The sequence below is a fragment of the Amycolatopsis sp. NPDC051071 genome, from assembly GCF_040682875.1.
In the GTDB taxonomy this organism is placed as follows: domain Bacteria; phylum Actinomycetota; class Actinomycetes; order Mycobacteriales; family Pseudonocardiaceae; genus Amycolatopsis.
This window is the reverse complement of the sequence record NZ_JBFBBY010000022.1, coordinates 21,454-37,895: the sequence shown is the minus strand read 5'-3', so window position 1 is coordinate 37,895 and position 16,442 is coordinate 21,454. Positions and strand designations below refer to the sequence as shown.

Genomic DNA, 16,442 nt, shown 5'->3' with positions numbered 1-16,442 from the left:
CTGACCTTTCTTTCCGTACCGGGTCCGGCTGCCTGCCAGCGCGGGCAGCGGCGGTGATTCACCGCAAGAAGTCGATGGCCTTCAAGGCCACGCGAGCGGCGGGAGTGCCGACCAGTTCGGGGATCGTGGTGCGACCACCGAGATAGGAGTCGACGCCGCGCCACACCGAGGGGACACCGGTCAGCGCCGTGTGGAACAAGCCGGGACGCCGGGTGAAGACATCCATGATCCGGCGGGAGGCCCGCATTTCCGGTTCGAGCGTGGACCGAACGGCGGTGACGTAGCCCTCCCGTGCGTGAGCCAGGCCGGGTGCGTCCTCGGCTCGCGCGACGCGAGCGGCCGCTTCCCCCGCCCATGTCCCTGACCGCAGGGCGAAGGAAATGCCCTCTCTCGACCAAGGGTCGCCGAGCCCGGCGGCGTCGCCAGCCACGAGCGTCCGGTGGCGGGCCAGCGGTGAGTCCGGATGTCTGCACCGCGTGAGGTGCCCGGTGTCGTGCAAGGGCCGCAGATGGTCGAACCGGTGGCGCTGGAGGAACTCGCGCAGATAGGTCTTCGTCGCGTCGCCCTGGCCCTTGGCGGCCACCACACCGGCGGTGCAGATGTCGCCTTTGGGGAACACCCAGCCGAAGGAACCCGGTAGCGGGCCCCATTCCATGAGCATGCGGCCACGCCACTGGGAGGATGTGCTCGTGGAGACCGGCACTTCGACTTCGAGGGCGAGGTCCACTTGCTCACACCGCACGCCGACGTGCCTGCCCACCCGGCTGGCGCTTCCGTCTGCTCCGACGACCGCGCGGGCGCCGAGGAGGTCACCGGCCGCGGTGCGCAAAGTGACGACGCCTTCGCCGTCTTCGATCCGCGTCACCGCCGTTCCATCGCGGACGGTGGCACCGGCCTCGGCGGCCACCCGGGTCAGTGCGGCGTCGAGTTCGTCGCGGAACACCATCCTGCACCGGACGCCGACTCGGGAGTCCAGGGTGCGTGTCCGCCGTCCGCCCAGTCCGAACGTGACGGCCTCGATTTCGTCGCGGACTTCGACCGCGAGGCCGTCGGGCAGAAACGCCTGGGCGCATCCGATCAAGCCGCCGCCGCAGGTTTTGTACCGCGGGATGGTGGCACGTTCCAGCAGCAGCACCCGGCAGCCCGCTTCGGCCGCCACCCTGGCCGCGCTCGCTCCGGCTGGGCCGGCACCGACGACCACCACGTCCCACGTTCTCCGGTCGCTTGCCACAGGGGTTCCCTTCTCAGCTGTCTTAGTGGTCGGTTTCGGAAGCCCTTCGGGGTTTCGAAACCAACCACTTAGTTCGTGGTGGCGGTCGCGGCGCGGCGTGCCGGTGCGCGTTTGGCCGGTGCCTTCGTGATGGAGCGTCGCGGTGGCGGGCATGGGTTTTCACAGCCGAGGTGCGAACAGACGACGACCGGTCCGCTGCGCGACTCGAGTACGACCGAGCCGTCGGGGCCACTCCTCAACGTGACCACGGCCGCGGGCGTGTCGAGGGAGGTCAGCTCCGTATGCTCGACCCGATTCCTCGTGCGTCGATGGAAGGCGGCCAACGCCAGCAACGCGAACATCAGGAACCACAACGGACCGAGCAGCAGATGACCCGCCGAACCGCTGTCGGTGAAGGTCGCCGCCACGCCGCTCTGCATCGCGCCGTAAGTGGGCAGATACCGCAGTACGCCGACGCTCTCGGCCGGATTGAGGATCGGATTCTGGACCATCACGTCCACCAGGCTGGTCATGATGATCACGAACATGCCCGCCAGTTCGGTGGACAGGGCGAGCCCGAGCACGACGCCGAGCCCGCCATAGGTCAGGCCGCTGGAAAGCAGGCTGAGATCCAGCGCCCAGACACTGTGGGGGTCGCAGAAGAACGTCATCACGACCGTCGCGTAGGCCGACACCACGGCGGCGACGAGCGCGAGTGCGATCAGCTTGGCCAGCAACAGACACGGCCGCGAATAGCCTGCCAGTACGAGCCGCTGATCGAAGTCGTTCGACCGGCGCACCGCGGTGAACATCATGAAGCCGACGATGAGCGTGACCGCGTTGATCGCGCCGGAGACGAGCACCAGCTGGTCGGCATCGACGTCGATGGACCGGTCGACGACGGCCGAGTGGAACGCCAGCGGCCGATCGGGCAGCACCACGTGTACCACCAGCAGCCAGAAGGGGATGAAGAACACGACCAGCAAGAGCGCCAGCCGGTTTCGCGCGTGCTGGCTGATCTCGAACCCGACAGCCTTGAGGAGCGATGCCCGCCACGTCGTCGCGACGGCCAGATCGTCGAGCCATGTCCGGACCGCGGAGGTCAGGTTCGTCCACGATTTCACGAGGCGACCTGCCGGTTCTTCGGTCGGCGCGCCGGCGGACCGGCGGGTTCCGCAGGCACCACCACGCCCGAGTCCAGCCGGAAGAGCCGGTCGAACCGCTCGGTGTCGTGCGCTATGTGCGAGATCACCAGCACCGAGCAACCTTGGTCACGCAATTCCGTCGTGATCGCCCAGAAGTTGAGGTAGTTCTCCCAATCGAAGCCCTGGTACGGCTCGTCCATGAGCACTATCCGAGGGTTGTGCATCAGGGCCAGCGTGAGATTCAGTTTCTGCTTTGTGCCGCCGCTGAGCATCCCGGCCTTCGTGTCCGCGTACCCGGCCAGGCCCAGCCGTTCGGTCACCTCGACGGCCCGGTCGAGGTTTTCGAGGTGGTAGGCGCACTGGAAGTAACGCAGGTGCTGCGCGACGGTGAGGTCGTCGTTGACGACAATCTTTTGTGGACAGTATCCGATATCGCCGCACCGAGAGATAGTGCCGCGGTCGGCCTTGAGTATGCCGGCCAGCAGGCCGAGCAGCGTGGTCTTCCCCGCCCCGTTCTCACCGATGATGCCGAGCAGTTCGCCTTCACGCAGTTCGAACCGCACACCACGCAGAACGGATCGGTGCCCGTAGGACTTGTGGAGATCGACGACGGTCAAGGTGTTCTCTCGCTGGGACAAGTGGGCTCCTCGATGTCGGTGACGACCGTCCGGGTGGCAGCGCGACCGAGACGGCGGCGCTGAGCGCGGAATACGGTGCTGCGAGACGGAACGCTCCTGAAGTCAGGTGCATGTCCTGAAGTCACGGTAACTCCCCGAGCGGGCACGGCAACGGGATCCGCTTTCAGATCACCCTTTCCGGGTGCCGGTACGCAACAGACCGCTGTAGCCCTTCGCCGCACCGAGCCTCGATCCCACCAGCCCACGCGACAAATCGCCGCCGGCCGTTCGGAAGGTTCATCGGAGACGCGCCTGCACTCGTTTACGTGAAAACCCTGATATCCCCTTGGACGCGACGGCTTCGGTGCGGCATATTCGGAATCTGCGCAGTGCGCACATCGACCTTCACGACTCGTGGATCCAGCGTGCTCCGGAAGGTCACATTCGCAGCAGGGCGCCGTTACCCCGGCCCGGACCTGCCCGCTGGATTCGTTCACCGAATGAAGGGAACTGTCATGAGTAAAAAGAAAATCGCCGGCATGATGATCGCCGCCGCGGCCGCGATGCTGACATTCGCACCGCATGCCTCCGCGGAGCAGCCGCCCTCCCCGGGAATATGGGTGAAGTCGCAGGACTACGAGAGCCACTACCTCTGTCGAAGCGCCGGACTCACCGGCGAGTTCTTCGGACTATGGAGGGACGGCGACTGGAAATGTGACGGATCCACCCTCTTCGTGCGGCAGAAGTCGCCCATGCCCGGTATTGGCTGACCAAATCATCCAGTCGCCGACAGTCCGTTGTCGGCGACTGGATCGCCGCGACACCGACGCAAAGAGTTCATGGACGTCCGAATCGATCAGCGAAATGGCCATTGGATTGTCGCAGCTTCTTGGGTGGTGCGCTTGCCTGAGTCGACCGATGCGAATGTTGCCCGTGACGGGCGAGCTGGAATCGATAGCCACTGATTCACCTTGGGCATGGCAGTAGAACCTTTCTTGGATGGTGCCGTTGGCCTCGATTCTCGTGCGTGACGTCTCCGCTGAAAGCCCGAATACCTTGGACGGTATTACCCGCGGTCAACAGTTCGAAACTGTATAGGAAGGTCTTTAAACCTGTTCGATACCGCCGGTGCGGCGATTCTCCTTACTGGCCTACCCCAAACGGCGGAAGGACGTGCCCCCAGTCGATGAGCTCCTGCGGATTCGAAGAGTGGTGGTTCGACCGGATGCCCCGGCGCCGAAGGCCGGTTCGTGTCGTGCCCACCGCGTTGTCGGGAAGCTGATTCAGCATCGGGATGCGTTCTTGCTCGGGGCGCAAGGCTTCAGACGCCAGCTGGTACGCGTCATGCATCGTCGCGGTTACCTGTTCGCGGTCCGGTCGTGTGAGCAGGAGCGGTAAGGGCGCGACCGGCCGGGCCGAGATCGCTGCCGTCCGACCATCGGCCCGCCGGGTGAAGCGGTCGCGGTAAGCGCGTTCGAGCTGGCTTCCCGGCATCCAATTCGGGTCGGATCCATCCCGGTATGGCTCCCTGGGGCCGCGGCTTGCGGCGTCCTAGCCGCGCACTGACGGAGGTGATCGAGTGCGGGTCGCCGATAGGGCTGCCCGCCTGCGGTGGTGCGGCCGGGAGTGGGTCTTCACACGTGTCCACGCGGCGGCCGAGACGGGTCGGGCGGGCTCACCAGTGGTAGGAATGCCTGGTGACCGAACCGAATTTGATCGAAGCCGCAGCCGAAGAGGCAGTCACCCTCACCAGTGAACTGATCCGTATCGACACCACCAACACGGGTGATCCCGACACGCTGGTCGGCGAACGCGCCGCCGCGGAGTACGTCGCCGAGAAGCTCACCGACGCGGGCTACGAGATCACCTATGTCGAGTCCGGCGGCAAGAACCGCCACAACGTCATCGTCCGGCTGGCGGGTGCCGATCCGTCGCGGGGCGCGCTCCTGATCCATGGTCATCTCGACGCCGTCCCCGCCGATGCCTCGGAGTGGTCGGTGCACCCGTTCTCCGGTGCGATCCAGGACGACTACGTCTGGGGCCGCGGCGCCGTGGACATGAAGGACATGGTCGGCATGGCGCTCGCGCTGGCTCGCCACTACAAGCTCAACAACGTCGTGCCGCCGCGCGACCTCGTCTTCGCGTTCCTCGCCGACGAAGAAGCGGGCGGCAAGTACGGCGCGCAGTGGCTGGTCGAGAACCGGCCGGAGCTGTTCGAGGGCGTCACCGAGGCGATCAGCGAGGTCGGCGGGTTCTCGATCACGCTGAAGGACAACGTCCGCGCGTACCTCATCGAGACGGCGGAGAAGGGCATCCGCTGGATGAAGCTGCGTGTGCGCGGCACCGCCGGCCACGGTTCGATGATCCACCGTGACAACGCCGTCACCAAGCTGTCCGAGGCCGTCGCCAGGCTCGGCAACCACCGCTTCCCGCTGGTCATGACCGACTCCGTCCGCGAGTTCCTGGACGGCGTCACCGAGATCACCGGCTGGGACTTCCCCGAGGACGACATCGAGGGTTCCGTCGCCAAACTCGGCAACATCTCCCGGATGATCGGCGCGACCCTGCGTGACACGGCGAATCCGACGATGCTCACCGCGGGTTACAAGTCCAACGTCATCCCGTCGGTCGCCGAGGCGTCGGTCGACTGCCGGATCCTCCCCGGCCGCCTCGAAGCGTTCAACGCCGAGCTGGAGGAGATCCTCGGTCCGGACATCGAGAAGGAGTGGATGGAGTTGCCGCCGGTCGAGACGACCTTCGACGGCGCGCTCGTCGACGCGATGACCGCGGCGGTCCTCGCCGAGGACCCGGGTGCCCGGACGCTGCCGTACATGCTTTCGGGTGGTACGGACGCGAAGTCGTTCCAGTCTCTCGGGATCCGCAACTTCGGTTTCGCCCCGTTGCAGCTGCCCGCGGACCTCGACTTCTCGGCTTTGTTCCACGGTGTCGACGAGCGTGTCCCGGTCGACGCCCTGAAGTTCGGCGTGCGTGTGCTCGACCATTTCCTGCGCTCGTCCTGATGCCCGGTCTGCTGGCCGCCGACGGAACACCCCTGCATTTCGACCGCTGGGGTGACCCGTCGGCGCCGGTGACCGTGGTGCTCCTGCACGGATACGCCCTCGACAGGCGGAGCTGGCGTGCCGTCGCGCCGGTCCTGGCCGATGCCGCCGAGGAGCCGGTCGCGGTGCTGGCCTACGACCAGCGTGGCCACGGGGAATCCGGCGAAGTCCGGCCCGCGTCGGCGACCATGGGGCACCTCGCCGACGACCTTGCCGAGGTCATGGGGAAGGTGATCCCCGAAGGCCGGGTCGTCCTGGTCGGCCACGACATGGGTGGTCTTGCGATCCTTTCGCTCGCCCAGCGGCATCCGGACGTCTTCGAGGCCAGGGTGGCGGGCATCGGGCTGCTCGCCATGTCGGCGGGCGGTGTCACGCCGGACGCGATCTGGCCGAACGCGCTGGGCAAGCTCGGCAGGGACCTGGAGATGGTCTTCGGGGCGAAGCTGATCGGCCTGGTACGCGAGCACACCAGCAAGGCGGTGACCGCCGGGCTCCGCTGGTGGCTCTTCGGTGACGACCCGGTGCCCGGCGACGTCGAGCTGACCGTGCGGATGATCCGCGGGAACTGGCCGCAGACGGTTTCCGCGTTCCGCCCGGCGCTGGACGCCTACACCCGGGAATCGGCGTTGTCGCAGGTCGGCGCCGTGCCGGTGACCGCGATCGTGGGGGAGCGCGACAAACTCGTGCCCACGGCCGACGTCGAAGAGCTGGCGGGTGCGGTGGAGAACGGGACGGCCGTGGTGCTGCCCGGCGTCGGGCACGTCGTCCCGCTGGAGGCGGCTCCGCAGGTCGTGCCGCGCCTTCTCGCGCTGGCGAACCAGGCCCGCCGACAAGCTTAGCTTCCTTGACAAGTTCTCTTTTCGGTGGCACCTTCATGCCATGTTCTCCGTTGCGGTGATCGAGGACGCGGAAGCGGCCGAAGTCTCACTGGATCCGGTCCGGGCCCGCCTGCTCGCCGAACTCGCCGAGCCCGCGTCGGCCACGATGCTGGCCGGACGCGTGGGCCTGCCGAGGCAGAAGGTCAACTACCACCTGCGCGCGCTGGAAAAACACGGGCTGGTCGAACTCGTCGAGGAGCGCCGCAAGGGCAACGTCACCGAGCGCATGATGCGTGCGACGGCCGCCTCCTACGTGATCTCGCCGACCGCGCTGTCCGCCGTGCAGCCCGACCCGGCCGAGTCGCCGGACCGGCTGTCCGCGCGCTGGCTGCTCGCCGTGGCAGGCAGGCTGGTGCGTGACGTCGGCCTGCTGATCACCGGCTCCAGCAAGGCACGCAAACGGGTCGCGACCTTCGCGATCGACGGCGAGGTGCGGTTCTCCTCCGCGGCCGACAGGGCCGCGTTCGCCGAAGACCTCACCGTCGCGATCACGAACCTGGTGGGCAAATACCACGACGAAGGCGCCGAACAAGGCCGCGACCACCGGATCGTTGTCGCCGTCCACCCCAGCGTCAAAACCGAAGCCGAGGAGCGCTGAATGGGCCACGAATTCGAGATCGCGGAACGCTTCGAGGTCGATGCGACGCCGGAACAGGTCTGGGACGCCATCGCCACCGGTCCCGGGATCACGTCGTGGTTCATGGGGCGCAACGAGGTCGACGGTGGTGTCGGCGGCACCGTGAAGACCGCGTTCGGCGGCTATGAGCCCACGTCCGCGATCACCGCGTGGGATCCGCTGGAGCGGCTCGTCTACGGCGAGGAACCCGCGCCGGACGGACGGTTCGTGGCCTACGAGTTCCTCATCGAGGGCCGTGACGGCGGCAGCACCGTGCTGCGGACCGTGACGAGCGGCTTCCTCCCAGGCGACGACTGGGAAGAAGAGTTCGAGGCGATGGCCGCGGGCGGCGAGTTGTTCTTCCGCACCCTGGTCGAGTACCTGAACGGCTTCGCCGGGCGGAAAGCCGCGCCGCTGACGGTGTTCGGTCCGATGATCGAAGACTGGGACAGCGCGTGGCTGACGCTCGGCCGGGAACTCGGCCTTGCCGGACGGCCGGAAACGGGGGACCGGGTCCGCCTGTCCACCGGCTCGATGTCGACGGTGGACGGCGAGGTCTACTTGGCGAACGCGCAGACGGTCGGGATCCGGACCCCGGACGCGTTCCTCCGGTTCGTCCGCGGTTTCCAGGGGGCGATGGTCGGCATGCATCACCTGTTCGGCGACGTCGACCCCGCGGAGCAGGAGAAGGTCTGGGCGGACTGGCTCGCCCGCGTGTTCAGGTGATCAGGCCGGGAAGGGGGGCGGCGGTGCGCTTGCGGCGCAACCACACCCTTCGCGTGCCGTCGGAGTAGAGCCGGACGGTCGAGAGTTCCCAGCCGGCGAACTCGGCGTGGATCGACAGCTGCGTTGCCGCCGCCCTCCGCGAGACACCGGGAGGCAACTGCAGCCGCCGGTACTCCCAATCCCCTTCGACCACCGCCTCGTCCACAACTGTCATGGCGTGATCACCTGGATCCCTTCTCCGGTGGCCGAGCCGACGACCACACGGCCGCCCTGCTCGTCGACGGTGACCGAATCTGGCTGCCGCAAGGTGGGGAACCGGTACTTCTCGATCGGTTCCCCACCGCGGACGTCGAAGCCGACGACCTCGTTGCGCTCGGTGAGGGTGACCCAGGCCAGGCCACGGTCGCGGTCGTAGGCGATGCCGTACGCCCCACCGGGAACGGGGAAACGCTGGCGCAGCAGCAACGGCGTCGTGGAGAACGCCAGCAGCGCACCCGCTCGCGCGTCGGTGACGAAGACGCGCCCGAAGTCGTCGGTGACCGCGTTGGCGGCGCCGTCGCCCGCCCGCAGACCCTCGCCGATCTTCCCTTCCGCGAGGTCGACGCTGAACAGGGCCGTGCGCAGCTTGTCGAGCACGACGACGCCGTCACCGGTGCTCAGCACGTCGTCGGCGCTGTAGATCTGGCCGGTGATGGTCTTCGGCGGCGCGTTCTTCGACAGCACCTCGACGACCTTGCGGTCGCGGACCGAGACCAGCGTCGCGTCACCGTCGGCGAGACCGGCCGAAGGGTGGCCCGCGACCGGGGTCGTCTCGAGCGCCCCACCGGGGAGGGAGACCTTCGCCAGCACACCCTTGTCCGGAACGCTCGCGAGCACCTGCGAACCCGACACCGTGAGCCGTTCGGCGGGACCGGGCAGGGCCACGGTCGTCTTCGGGGCGTCCAGCGACGCGAGGTCGTAGATACGGAGCGACGGGGGCTCCGAAACAGCGACGACCAGCGTCTTGCTCATCGCGTCGGTCGCCATCGCCCGTATGCCAGGCACGGCGAACACCGACCCGGCGGGCTTGGTCGTCACGGCAGGGGAGACGGCCGCCGTGACGGCGACCGGATTCTGCACGATCTGGAGCGTGTCGTTCGGGGTGTCGTCCGTACTACAGGACGAGAGCACCAGGGCACCGGCGAGCGGGATCGCGATCCGGGAAACGGCGGACAGCCGACCCACCTTGGTGCCTCCACCTGCTACTCGTCGAACGGACTTGTCCAGCATCCCCCAGGAACCCCACCGCGTCACGTCTGTGTCACCCAACAGTCACCTAATCCAGTTCTCGGGACGGCTCAAAGGCCGCGTTCGGGGTAGCCGACCTCGATCGCGCTGACGTCGTCGAGCGCGGAGCGGATAGCAGGCGGAAGCGTGATCTCTTCGGCCGTGAGCGACCCGGTCAGCTGACCGGTGTCACGGGCTCCGACCACGGGTGCGACCACACCTGGCCGGTCGCGGACCCAGGCGAGTGCGACGGCCAGCGGTGAGGTGCCGAGGCCGTCGGCGGCGGTCGCGACCGCCTGCACGATCCGGGCGGCGCGCTCGGTCCGGTGATGTTCGACATAACCCGCGAAAACAGTCGACGCGCCGCGTGAATCGGCGGGCGTCCCGGTGCGGTACTTGCCGGTGAGCACACCTCGGCCGAGTGGCGCCCACGGCAGGACCCCGATGCCGTGGTGCTCGGCGGCGGGTACGACCTCGCGATCGACGCCGCGCTCCAGCAGCGAGTACTCGACCTGCGTCGAGACCAGCGGGGCGACGGCGGAGGAGCAGGCCGCGGCCGTCGCCAGCTGCCAGCCGGAGTAGTTGGACACACCGACGTAGCGGGCCTTGCCGCTGGTCACGGCGTAGTCGAGTGCGGCAAGGGTCTCGTCGACCGGCACCGTGGTGTCCCAGGCGTGCAGCTGCCAGAGATCGATGTGGTCGGTGCCGAGACGGCGCAGCGAACCGTCGAGCGCGGACAGCAGCGCTCCACGCGACGCCCCGCCGCCGAACGGGCCGTCGGCGCGGCGGGCGACGGCCTTGGTGGCGAGCACGATGTCGTCACGCGGGACGAGGTCGCCGAGCAGGGCGCCGAGGACGCGTTCGCTCTCGCCCTCGCTGTAGATGTCGGCGGTATCGACCAGCGTGCCCCCGGCGTCGACGAACGCGACCAGCTGGCTGGCCGCCTCCTCCGAGTCGGTGTCGCCACCCCACGTCATGGTCCCGAGGGCCATCCGCGAGACCCGCAGTCCCGACCGGCCGAGCTGTCGCTTTTCCACGACGGGCGAGCCTAGCCGGAAGGCAGGTGCGGGCGGCGGAGCAGGTGAGCGTGTCGTGATCGAGTACCACCGGCCGGGTCAGCGCGGTGTCAACACCCTGAACGGAGGTGTGACCTTCCGCTGGATACATTCACGCCGTGCGACTCGGACTGAATTTGGGCTATTGGGGCGCGGGCAACGACGCGGCCAACCTGGCATTGGCGAAGAAGGCGGACGAACTGGACTACGCGGTCGTCTGGGCCGCGGAGGCCTACGGCTCCGACGCGCCGACGGTGCTGGCCTGGGTGGCGGCCCAGACCTCGCGGATCGACGTCGGCAGCGCCGTCTTCCAGATCCCCGCGAGGACACCGGCGACGACCGCGATGACCGCCGCGACCTTGGACACGCTGTCGGGCGGGCGATTCCGCCTCGGCCTCGGCGTCTCCGGCCCGCAGGTCTCCGAAGGCTGGCACGGCGTGAAGTTCGCGTCACCGCTCGGCCGCACCCGCGAGTACGTCGAGATCGTCCGCAAGGCGCTGAGCCGTCAGCGGGTCAAGTACGACGGCGACCACTTCCAGCTGCCCTTGCCCGGCGGGCCAGGCAAGGCGCTGACGCTGACCGTGCACCCGGTGCGCGAGGAGATCCCGGTGTATCTGGCCGCGATCGGCCCGAAAAACCTCGAACTGACCGGCGAGATCGCCGATGGCTGGCTGCCGGTGTTCTTCTCGCCCGAGCACGCCGGCGAGCAGTTCAAGCTGATCCAGGCGGGTGCGGAGAAGGCCGAGCGCTCGCTGGAGGGCTTCGACGTCGTCCCCACCGTCCCGCTCGTGGCCGGTGACGACTGGGAGGCCTGCGCCGACGCCGTTCGCGGTTACGCGGCGCTGTACCTCGGCGGCATGGGCAGCCGGGACAAGAACTTCTACAACCAGCTCGCCTGCCGGATGGGCTTCGAGCGCGAAGCGGCCGACGTCCAGCAGAAGTACCTGGGCCGGGACTACGCGGGCGCCATGGCGGCCGTCCCGCTCGAATTCATCGACGCGACATCCCTGCTGGGACCCAAGGAACGGATCGCCGAACGGATGCAGGCCTTCGCCGGGGCGGGCGTCACGACGCTGACCGTCGCGCCCTCCATGCCCGACCCCGAGAGCTCCGCACACGCGCTTGAGGTCGCCGCCGAAGCGATCGAACTGGCAGGTGTCGCCTGATGGGATGGTTCGAAGCACTGGTCCTCGGCCTCGTCCAGGGCCTGACGGAGTTCCTGCCGATCTCCTCCAGCGCGCACCTGCGGATCACCGCCGCGCTCGCCGGCTGGGATGACCCGGGGGCCGCGTTCACCGCGGTGACCCAGATCGGCACCGAACTCGCGGTCATCCTGTACTTCTCCAGCAAGATCGGGAAGATCCTCCGTGCCTGGTTCTTCTCCATTTACAAGAAGGACTGGCGGGGGGACCCCGACGCCCGGCTCGGCTGGCTGATCATCATCGGCTCGCTGCCGATCGTCGTGCTGGGTCTCCTGCTGCAGGACGCGATCGACGAGACCTTCCGTGACCTGCGGATCACCGCGACGACGCTGATCGTATTCGGCCTGATCCTCCTGCTGGCCGACCGGATCGGGAAGCAGGAGCGCACCCTCGACCACCTGACCGTGCCGCACGGCCTCGGGTTCGGGTTCGCGCAGGCGCTGGCGCTGATCCCGGGTGTCTCGCGGTCCGGCGGCACCACCAGCGCCGGGCTGCTGTTGGGGTACACCCGTGCGGAAGCGGCCGAGTACTCCTTCCTGCTGGCACTGCCCGCGGTCTTCGGCTCCGGGCTGTACAAGCTCACCGACATCGGCAAGGACGGCGCCCCGGCACAGTGGGGACCGACGATCCTGGCGACGCTGGTCGCGTTCGGTGTCGGGTACGCCGTCATCGCCTGGCTGATGTCGTACATCAAGACCAAGAGCTTCGTGCCGTTCGTGATCTACCGGCTCGTGCTCGGCGTCCTGCTGTTCGTGCTGATCTTCACCGGTGTCCTCGACCCGGGCGCGGGCCCGCACCTGTAGGCCCTCGCGTTTAGTCCTCTTGTTGCGGTCCTTGCGCGTGCAACTACCGCAACAAGAGGACTGATCGCGGGAGCCCGGCAAAGCACGGCACGTAGGGTGGCATACGTGAGTACTGTGATCCTTCTGCGCCACGGCAAGTCCACCGCGAACGGTTCGGGCGTCCTGGCCGGGCGCACCCCGAAGGTCGGTTTGGACGACACCGGCCGGGCGCAGGCGGCCGCGCTGGTCGAGCGGCTGGCGCCGGTCCCGCTGGCGGAACTGGTCGTCTCGCCGATGCTCCGCTGCCGCCAGACGGTCGCCAAACTGGCCGAGGCCCGTGGTCTGGACAAGGTCAAGGAGCCCGGTTTGTCCGAAGTGGACTACGGCGAATGGACCGGGCGCGCGCTCAAGGATCTGGTCAAGGAACCGCTGTGGCGGGTAGTGCAGGCGCACCCCTCGGCCGCGATCTTCCCCGGCGGCGAAGGACTGGCCGAGATGCAGGCCCGTTCGGTCGCGGCCGTCCGCGCGCACGACGCCCGGATCACCGCGAAGCACGGCGAGAACGCGGTCTGGCTCTTATGCAGTCATGGCGATGTGATCAAGTCCATCCTCGCCGACGCACTCGGCCAGCACCTCGACGCCTTCCAGCGGATCGTGGTCGATCCGGCGTCGGTTTCAGTCGTCCGCTACACCGAGACTCGTCCGTTCGTGTTGCGGGTCAACGACAACGGTGGCGACCTCGCCGGTATCGCGCCGCCGAAAGCGCAGCCCAAACCCAAGCGCGGCAAGGGAAAGCAGAGCTCCGACGCGGTGGTGGGCGGTACCACCGGAGCGTGACCATCGCCGACGGCGGCGTCACGCCACGGACGGCATCCACCGGCCCCTCACTGCCCGTAGGGTGGCCAGACCAGCAGATTCGACGACCCGGGAGCAACACCGATGATTTCGCAGGACAACCCGTTCGCCGCGCCGAGTGAGCTGCCCTACGCCCTTCCGCCGTTCGATCGGATCGCCGACGAGCACTTCCTGCCGGCCTTCGAAGCGGGTCTGGCCGAGCACACCGCCGAGATCGAGGGGATCGCCGGTTCCGCCGAGCCGCCGACGTTCGAGAACACCATCGTCGCGCTGGAGAAGTCCGGCAGGCTGCTGTCCCGCGTCTCCAGCGTGTTCTTCAACCTCGCCGGATCGAACGCGAACGACGAGATCCAGCGCGTGCAGGCGGAAATGGCACCGCGGCTGGCCGCGCACGCCGACGCCATCCACCTGAACCCGGCGCTGTTCGCCCGGATCAACTCGCTGTTCGAGCGCAAGGACGAACTCGGCCTCGATACCGAGTCGCTCCGGCTGCTGGAGCGGCACCACACCGACGTCCGTCGCGCCGGCGCCGGGTTGCCCGAAGCCGACCAGAAGCGCCTGCGTGAGCTGAACGAGCAGCTTTCGACGCTGTCGACCCGGTTCCAGCAGAACCTGCTCAAGGACACCAACGAACTCGCGGTGGTCGTCGAAGACGTCGCGGAACTGGCCGGGCTCACCGAAGACGCGATCGCCACCGCCGCCGAGACCGCCGGTGAGGAGGGCAAGTACGTCCTCAAGCTGACCCTGCCGACGGCGCAGGCGGCGCTGGCCTCGCTGGAAGACCGCGCGCTGCGCGAGCGGATCTTCACCGCGTCGGTGTCGCGTGGCAACCGGGGCAACGAGTTCGACAACAACGAGATCGTGGCCCGGATCGTCCGGCTGCGTGCCGAGCGCGCCGCCGTGCTCGGTTTCCCCGACCACGCCTCGTACGTCATCGAGGACGAGACGGCGAAGACCGCCGAAGCGGCGGTCGGCCTGCTTGAACGCCTCGCGCCGGTCGCGGTCGCCAACGCCAAGGGCGAGGCGGAAGAACTTCAGCGCTACCTCGAAGCCGACATCCCCGGCGCTGTCCTGCGGCCGTGGGACTGGGCGTTCTACGCCGAGCGCGTCCGCAAGGACCGGTTCGAGGTCGACACCGCCGCCCTTCGGCCGTACTTCGAACTCAACCGCGTGCTGAGCGACGGCGTCTTCTTCGCCGCGTCGAAGCTGTACGGCCTGAGCTTCACCGAGCGCGAGGACCTGCCGAAGTACCACCCCGAGGTCCGGATCTTCGAGGTCTTCGACGCCGACGGCGCCGAACTCGGCCTGTTCCTCCTCGACTACTACGCTCGCGACTCGAAGCGCGGCGGCGCCTGGATGAACAACTTCGTCGACCAGACGAAGCTGATGGGCACCAAGACGGTCGTGGTGAACGTGCTCAACGTGGCCAAGCCGCCGTCGGGGGAGCCCACGCTGCTGACCTTCGACGAGGTCGTCACCGCGTTCCACGAGTTCGGGCACGCACTGCACTCACTGCTTTCCGACGTCGAGTACCCGACGTTCTCCGGCACCAACGTCCCGCGTGACTTCGTCGAGTATCCCTCGCAGGTCAACGAGATGTGGATGCTGTGGCCCGAGGTGCTGGCCAACTACGCCAAGCACCACGTGACCGGTGAGCCGCTGCCGCAGGAGCAGATCGACAAGCTCCTCGCGTCGCAGCAGTACGGCGAAGGTTTCTCGACGACCGAGTACCTCGCGGCGTCCCTTTTGGACCAGGCGTGGCACGCGCTCGGCACCGAGGACAAGATCGACGACGTCCAGCGGTTCGAGGTCGAGGCGCTGACGAAGGCCGGTGTCGCGCTGGAGGCCGCGCCGCCGCGCTACCGCACCACCTACTTCGCGCATATCTTCAGCGGCGGCTACAGCGCCGGGTACTACTCCTACATCTGGAGCGAGGTGCTCGACGCCGACACCGTCCAGTGGTTCCGCGAGAACGGCGGGCTCAGCAGGGAGAACGGTGACCACTTCCGCCGCGAGCTGCTCGGTCGTGGCGGAAGCATCGACCCGATGGCCGCCTTCCGCGCGTTCCGTGGCCGCGACCCGGAGATCGAGCCGCTGCTGAAGCGCCGCGGCCTCGCCGGGGCCTGACGACCCTGACGGTTTCCCTGCCTGGACCCCTAGGACCAGGCAGGGAAGCCGCGTTCAGGAGTGGCGTCCGGCGTCCGGAAGCTGGGCGGGGAGTTGCGGGAAAGCGGCCGTGGCACTGGCTCCTGCGGCGAGGGAGCGGGGCGTGGTCGTCGGGGCAGGGGAGCGGTTCTTCGCCGCCACTGCCGATCTGGCGGAACTCGCCGAAGGTATACGCGGGTCGGCGAACGCGAGTTGACTGTATAACGACCTATACGGCTGGCCGTCAGGCGAGAATCGCCGCGAGAAAAAGATAAGTACCACCGCCGAGGAAGACACCGGCAGCCGTTCCCGCGGTGACTTCGGCCCTGGTGTGGTCGCCGAGTTCGACGCGGGACCAGCAGACCCAGCCGACGGCGAGAAAGAGGAGCGCGAGCCAGGGCCCGTAGACGCGGATCAGCATGACTGCCGCGCCTGCCGCCACCATCGCGTGCATCGAGATCTTGAACTTGAGGCCGAAGGTGATTGCGAGGGCGGCGACCAGGCAAACGAGTTCGGCGGCCGCGAGCGCGATCATCTCGTACGGGGCGCCCCCGGCGATCAGGATGACGAACCCGGCGGCGAGCGAGCCGATGCATACCGCGAACGGGACGAGGCGCCCGGCGCGATCCGTCACGTGGTGGCTGTCCCACTTGCCTTTCCTGGCGCCACGAACGATCACGGCCATCGGGATCAGCGAACCGGTCACGCCGACGATCAGCCCCCAGAGCACCGTCTCGCCGAAGTGGTACCCGGTGACCTTCCAGGCGACGATCAGTGGCAGGCCGAGCACCCAGACCCACGGGGCGAGCACCTCGGTCGCGATCCGCGCGAGGCGTTGACGTGTCCCGGTGGCTTCCGTGGACGGGGTCGGCATGGCGTGTGGTCT

Annotated in this window: 16 protein-coding genes; 9 read left to right on the top strand and 7 right to left on the bottom strand. The window is 68.0% G+C overall.

Features of this window, described 5'->3' with window-relative positions:
* Positions 1 to 58 precede the first annotated feature (58 nt).
* From AB0M65_RS10780 to AB0M65_RS10770, 3 genes are all read right to left on the bottom strand, one after another.
* Positions 59 to 1,231, bottom strand: a complete 1,173-nt coding sequence (locus AB0M65_RS10780) for a geranylgeranyl reductase family protein (RefSeq protein WP_364024740.1) — start codon at positions 1,229 to 1,231, stop codon at positions 59 to 61.
* Between the two features lie 68 nt (positions 1,232 to 1,299).
* The gene (locus AB0M65_RS10775) at positions 1,300 to 2,334 is read right to left on the bottom strand and encodes an ABC transporter permease (protein ID WP_364024737.1); all 1,035 of its coding nucleotides are present in this window, start codon (positions 2,332 to 2,334) and stop codon (positions 1,300 to 1,302) included.
* Positions 2,331 to 2,993, bottom strand: coding sequence for an ABC transporter ATP-binding protein (locus AB0M65_RS10770; protein WP_364024734.1), 663 nt, complete (start codon positions 2,991 to 2,993; stop codon positions 2,331 to 2,333). The genes AB0M65_RS10775 and AB0M65_RS10770 overlap by 4 nt, the downstream gene beginning before the upstream one ends.
* A 494-nt stretch (positions 2,994 to 3,487) precedes the next feature.
* Between AB0M65_RS10770 and AB0M65_RS10765 the strand changes: the two genes are divergently transcribed.
* From AB0M65_RS10765 to AB0M65_RS10745, 5 genes are all read left to right on the top strand, one after another.
* The gene (locus tag AB0M65_RS10765) at positions 3,488 to 3,742 is read left to right on the top strand and encodes a hypothetical protein (protein WP_364024731.1); all 255 of its coding nucleotides are present in this window, start codon (positions 3,488 to 3,490) and stop codon (positions 3,740 to 3,742) included.
* A gap of 927 nt (positions 3,743 to 4,669) precedes the next feature.
* On the top strand, positions 4,670 to 5,992 hold the full coding sequence (locus tag AB0M65_RS10760) for a M20/M25/M40 family metallo-hydrolase (RefSeq protein ID WP_364024728.1): 1,323 nt from the start codon (positions 4,670 to 4,672) through the stop codon (positions 5,990 to 5,992).
* Complete coding sequence (locus AB0M65_RS10755) at positions 5,992 to 6,870, top strand: alpha/beta hydrolase (protein WP_364024725.1); 879 nt, start codon at positions 5,992 to 5,994, stop codon at positions 6,868 to 6,870. The genes AB0M65_RS10760 and AB0M65_RS10755 overlap by 1 nt, the downstream gene beginning before the upstream one ends.
* 40 nt (positions 6,871 to 6,910) lie before the next feature.
* A complete protein-coding gene (locus AB0M65_RS10750) occupies positions 6,911 to 7,507 on the top strand; it encodes a helix-turn-helix domain-containing protein (RefSeq protein WP_364024723.1) in 597 nt (198 codons plus the stop codon).
* Complete coding sequence (locus tag AB0M65_RS10745; protein WP_364024720.1) at positions 7,508 to 8,251, top strand: SRPBCC domain-containing protein; 744 nt, start codon at positions 7,508 to 7,510, stop codon at positions 8,249 to 8,251.
* Here the strand turns inward: AB0M65_RS10745 and AB0M65_RS10740 are convergent.
* The 3 genes from AB0M65_RS10740 to AB0M65_RS10730 all read right to left on the bottom strand — a co-directional run bounded on the left by AB0M65_RS10740 (position 8,244) and on the right by AB0M65_RS10730 (position 10,554).
* The gene (locus AB0M65_RS10740) at positions 8,244 to 8,465 is read right to left on the bottom strand and encodes a DUF5703 family protein (protein WP_364024717.1); all 222 of its coding nucleotides are present in this window, start codon (positions 8,463 to 8,465) and stop codon (positions 8,244 to 8,246) included. The genes AB0M65_RS10745 and AB0M65_RS10740 overlap by 8 nt on opposite strands.
* A complete protein-coding gene (locus tag AB0M65_RS10735) occupies positions 8,462 to 9,475 on the bottom strand; it encodes a hypothetical protein (protein WP_364024714.1) in 1,014 nt (337 codons plus the stop codon). The genes AB0M65_RS10740 and AB0M65_RS10735 overlap by 4 nt, the downstream gene beginning before the upstream one ends.
* A 113-nt stretch (positions 9,476 to 9,588) precedes the next feature.
* On the bottom strand, positions 9,589 to 10,554 hold the full coding sequence (locus tag AB0M65_RS10730; RefSeq protein WP_364024711.1) for an aldo/keto reductase: 966 nt from the start codon (positions 10,552 to 10,554) through the stop codon (positions 9,589 to 9,591).
* 137 nt (positions 10,555 to 10,691) lie between these two features.
* Here AB0M65_RS10730 and AB0M65_RS10725 point away from each other — a divergent pair, with 137 nt between their 5' ends.
* The 4 genes from AB0M65_RS10725 to AB0M65_RS10710 all read left to right on the top strand — a co-directional run bounded on the left by AB0M65_RS10725 (position 10,692) and on the right by AB0M65_RS10710 (position 15,538).
* A complete protein-coding gene (locus tag AB0M65_RS10725; RefSeq protein WP_364024708.1) occupies positions 10,692 to 11,738 on the top strand; it encodes an LLM class F420-dependent oxidoreductase in 1,047 nt (348 codons plus the stop codon).
* Complete coding sequence (locus tag AB0M65_RS10720) at positions 11,738 to 12,577, top strand: undecaprenyl-diphosphate phosphatase (RefSeq protein WP_364024705.1); 840 nt, start codon at positions 11,738 to 11,740, stop codon at positions 12,575 to 12,577. Before AB0M65_RS10725 ends, AB0M65_RS10720 begins: the two co-directional genes overlap by 1 nt.
* Before the next feature lie 105 nt (positions 12,578 to 12,682).
* A complete protein-coding gene (locus tag AB0M65_RS10715; RefSeq protein ID WP_364024702.1) occupies positions 12,683 to 13,393 on the top strand; it encodes a histidine phosphatase family protein in 711 nt (236 codons plus the stop codon).
* Positions 13,394 to 13,495: 102 nt separating this feature from the next.
* The gene (locus AB0M65_RS10710; protein ID WP_364024699.1) at positions 13,496 to 15,538 is read left to right on the top strand and encodes a M3 family metallopeptidase; all 2,043 of its coding nucleotides are present in this window, start codon (positions 13,496 to 13,498) and stop codon (positions 15,536 to 15,538) included.
* A gap of 262 nt (positions 15,539 to 15,800) precedes the next feature.
* Here AB0M65_RS10710 and AB0M65_RS10705 read toward each other — a convergent pair whose 3' ends face one another.
* On the bottom strand, positions 15,801 to 16,430 hold the full coding sequence (locus AB0M65_RS10705; protein WP_364024696.1) for a hypothetical protein: 630 nt from the start codon (positions 16,428 to 16,430) through the stop codon (positions 15,801 to 15,803).
* Between the last annotated feature and the right edge of the window lie 12 nt (positions 16,431 to 16,442).

Coding starts and splice junctions, on each gene's coding strand:
- AB0M65_RS10705 (WP_364024696.1), bottom strand. CDS start 16,430: ATGCCGACCCCGTCCACGGAAGCCACCGGGACACGTCAACGCCTCGCG.
- AB0M65_RS10740 (WP_364024717.1), bottom strand. CDS start 8,465: ATGACAGTTGTGGACGAGGCGGTGGTCGAAGGGGATTGGGAGTACCGG.
- AB0M65_RS10755 (WP_364024725.1), top strand. CDS start 5,992: ATGCCCGGTCTGCTGGCCGCCGACGGAACACCCCTGCATTTCGACCGC.
- AB0M65_RS10745 (WP_364024720.1), top strand. CDS start 7,508: ATGGGCCACGAATTCGAGATCGCGGAACGCTTCGAGGTCGATGCGACG.
- AB0M65_RS10720 (WP_364024705.1), top strand. CDS start 11,738: ATGGGATGGTTCGAAGCACTGGTCCTCGGCCTCGTCCAGGGCCTGACG.
- AB0M65_RS10765 (WP_364024731.1), top strand. CDS start 3,488: ATGAGTAAAAAGAAAATCGCCGGCATGATGATCGCCGCCGCGGCCGCG.
- AB0M65_RS10710 (WP_364024699.1), top strand. CDS start 13,496: ATGATTTCGCAGGACAACCCGTTCGCCGCGCCGAGTGAGCTGCCCTAC.
- AB0M65_RS10750 (WP_364024723.1), top strand. CDS start 6,911: ATGTTCTCCGTTGCGGTGATCGAGGACGCGGAAGCGGCCGAAGTCTCA.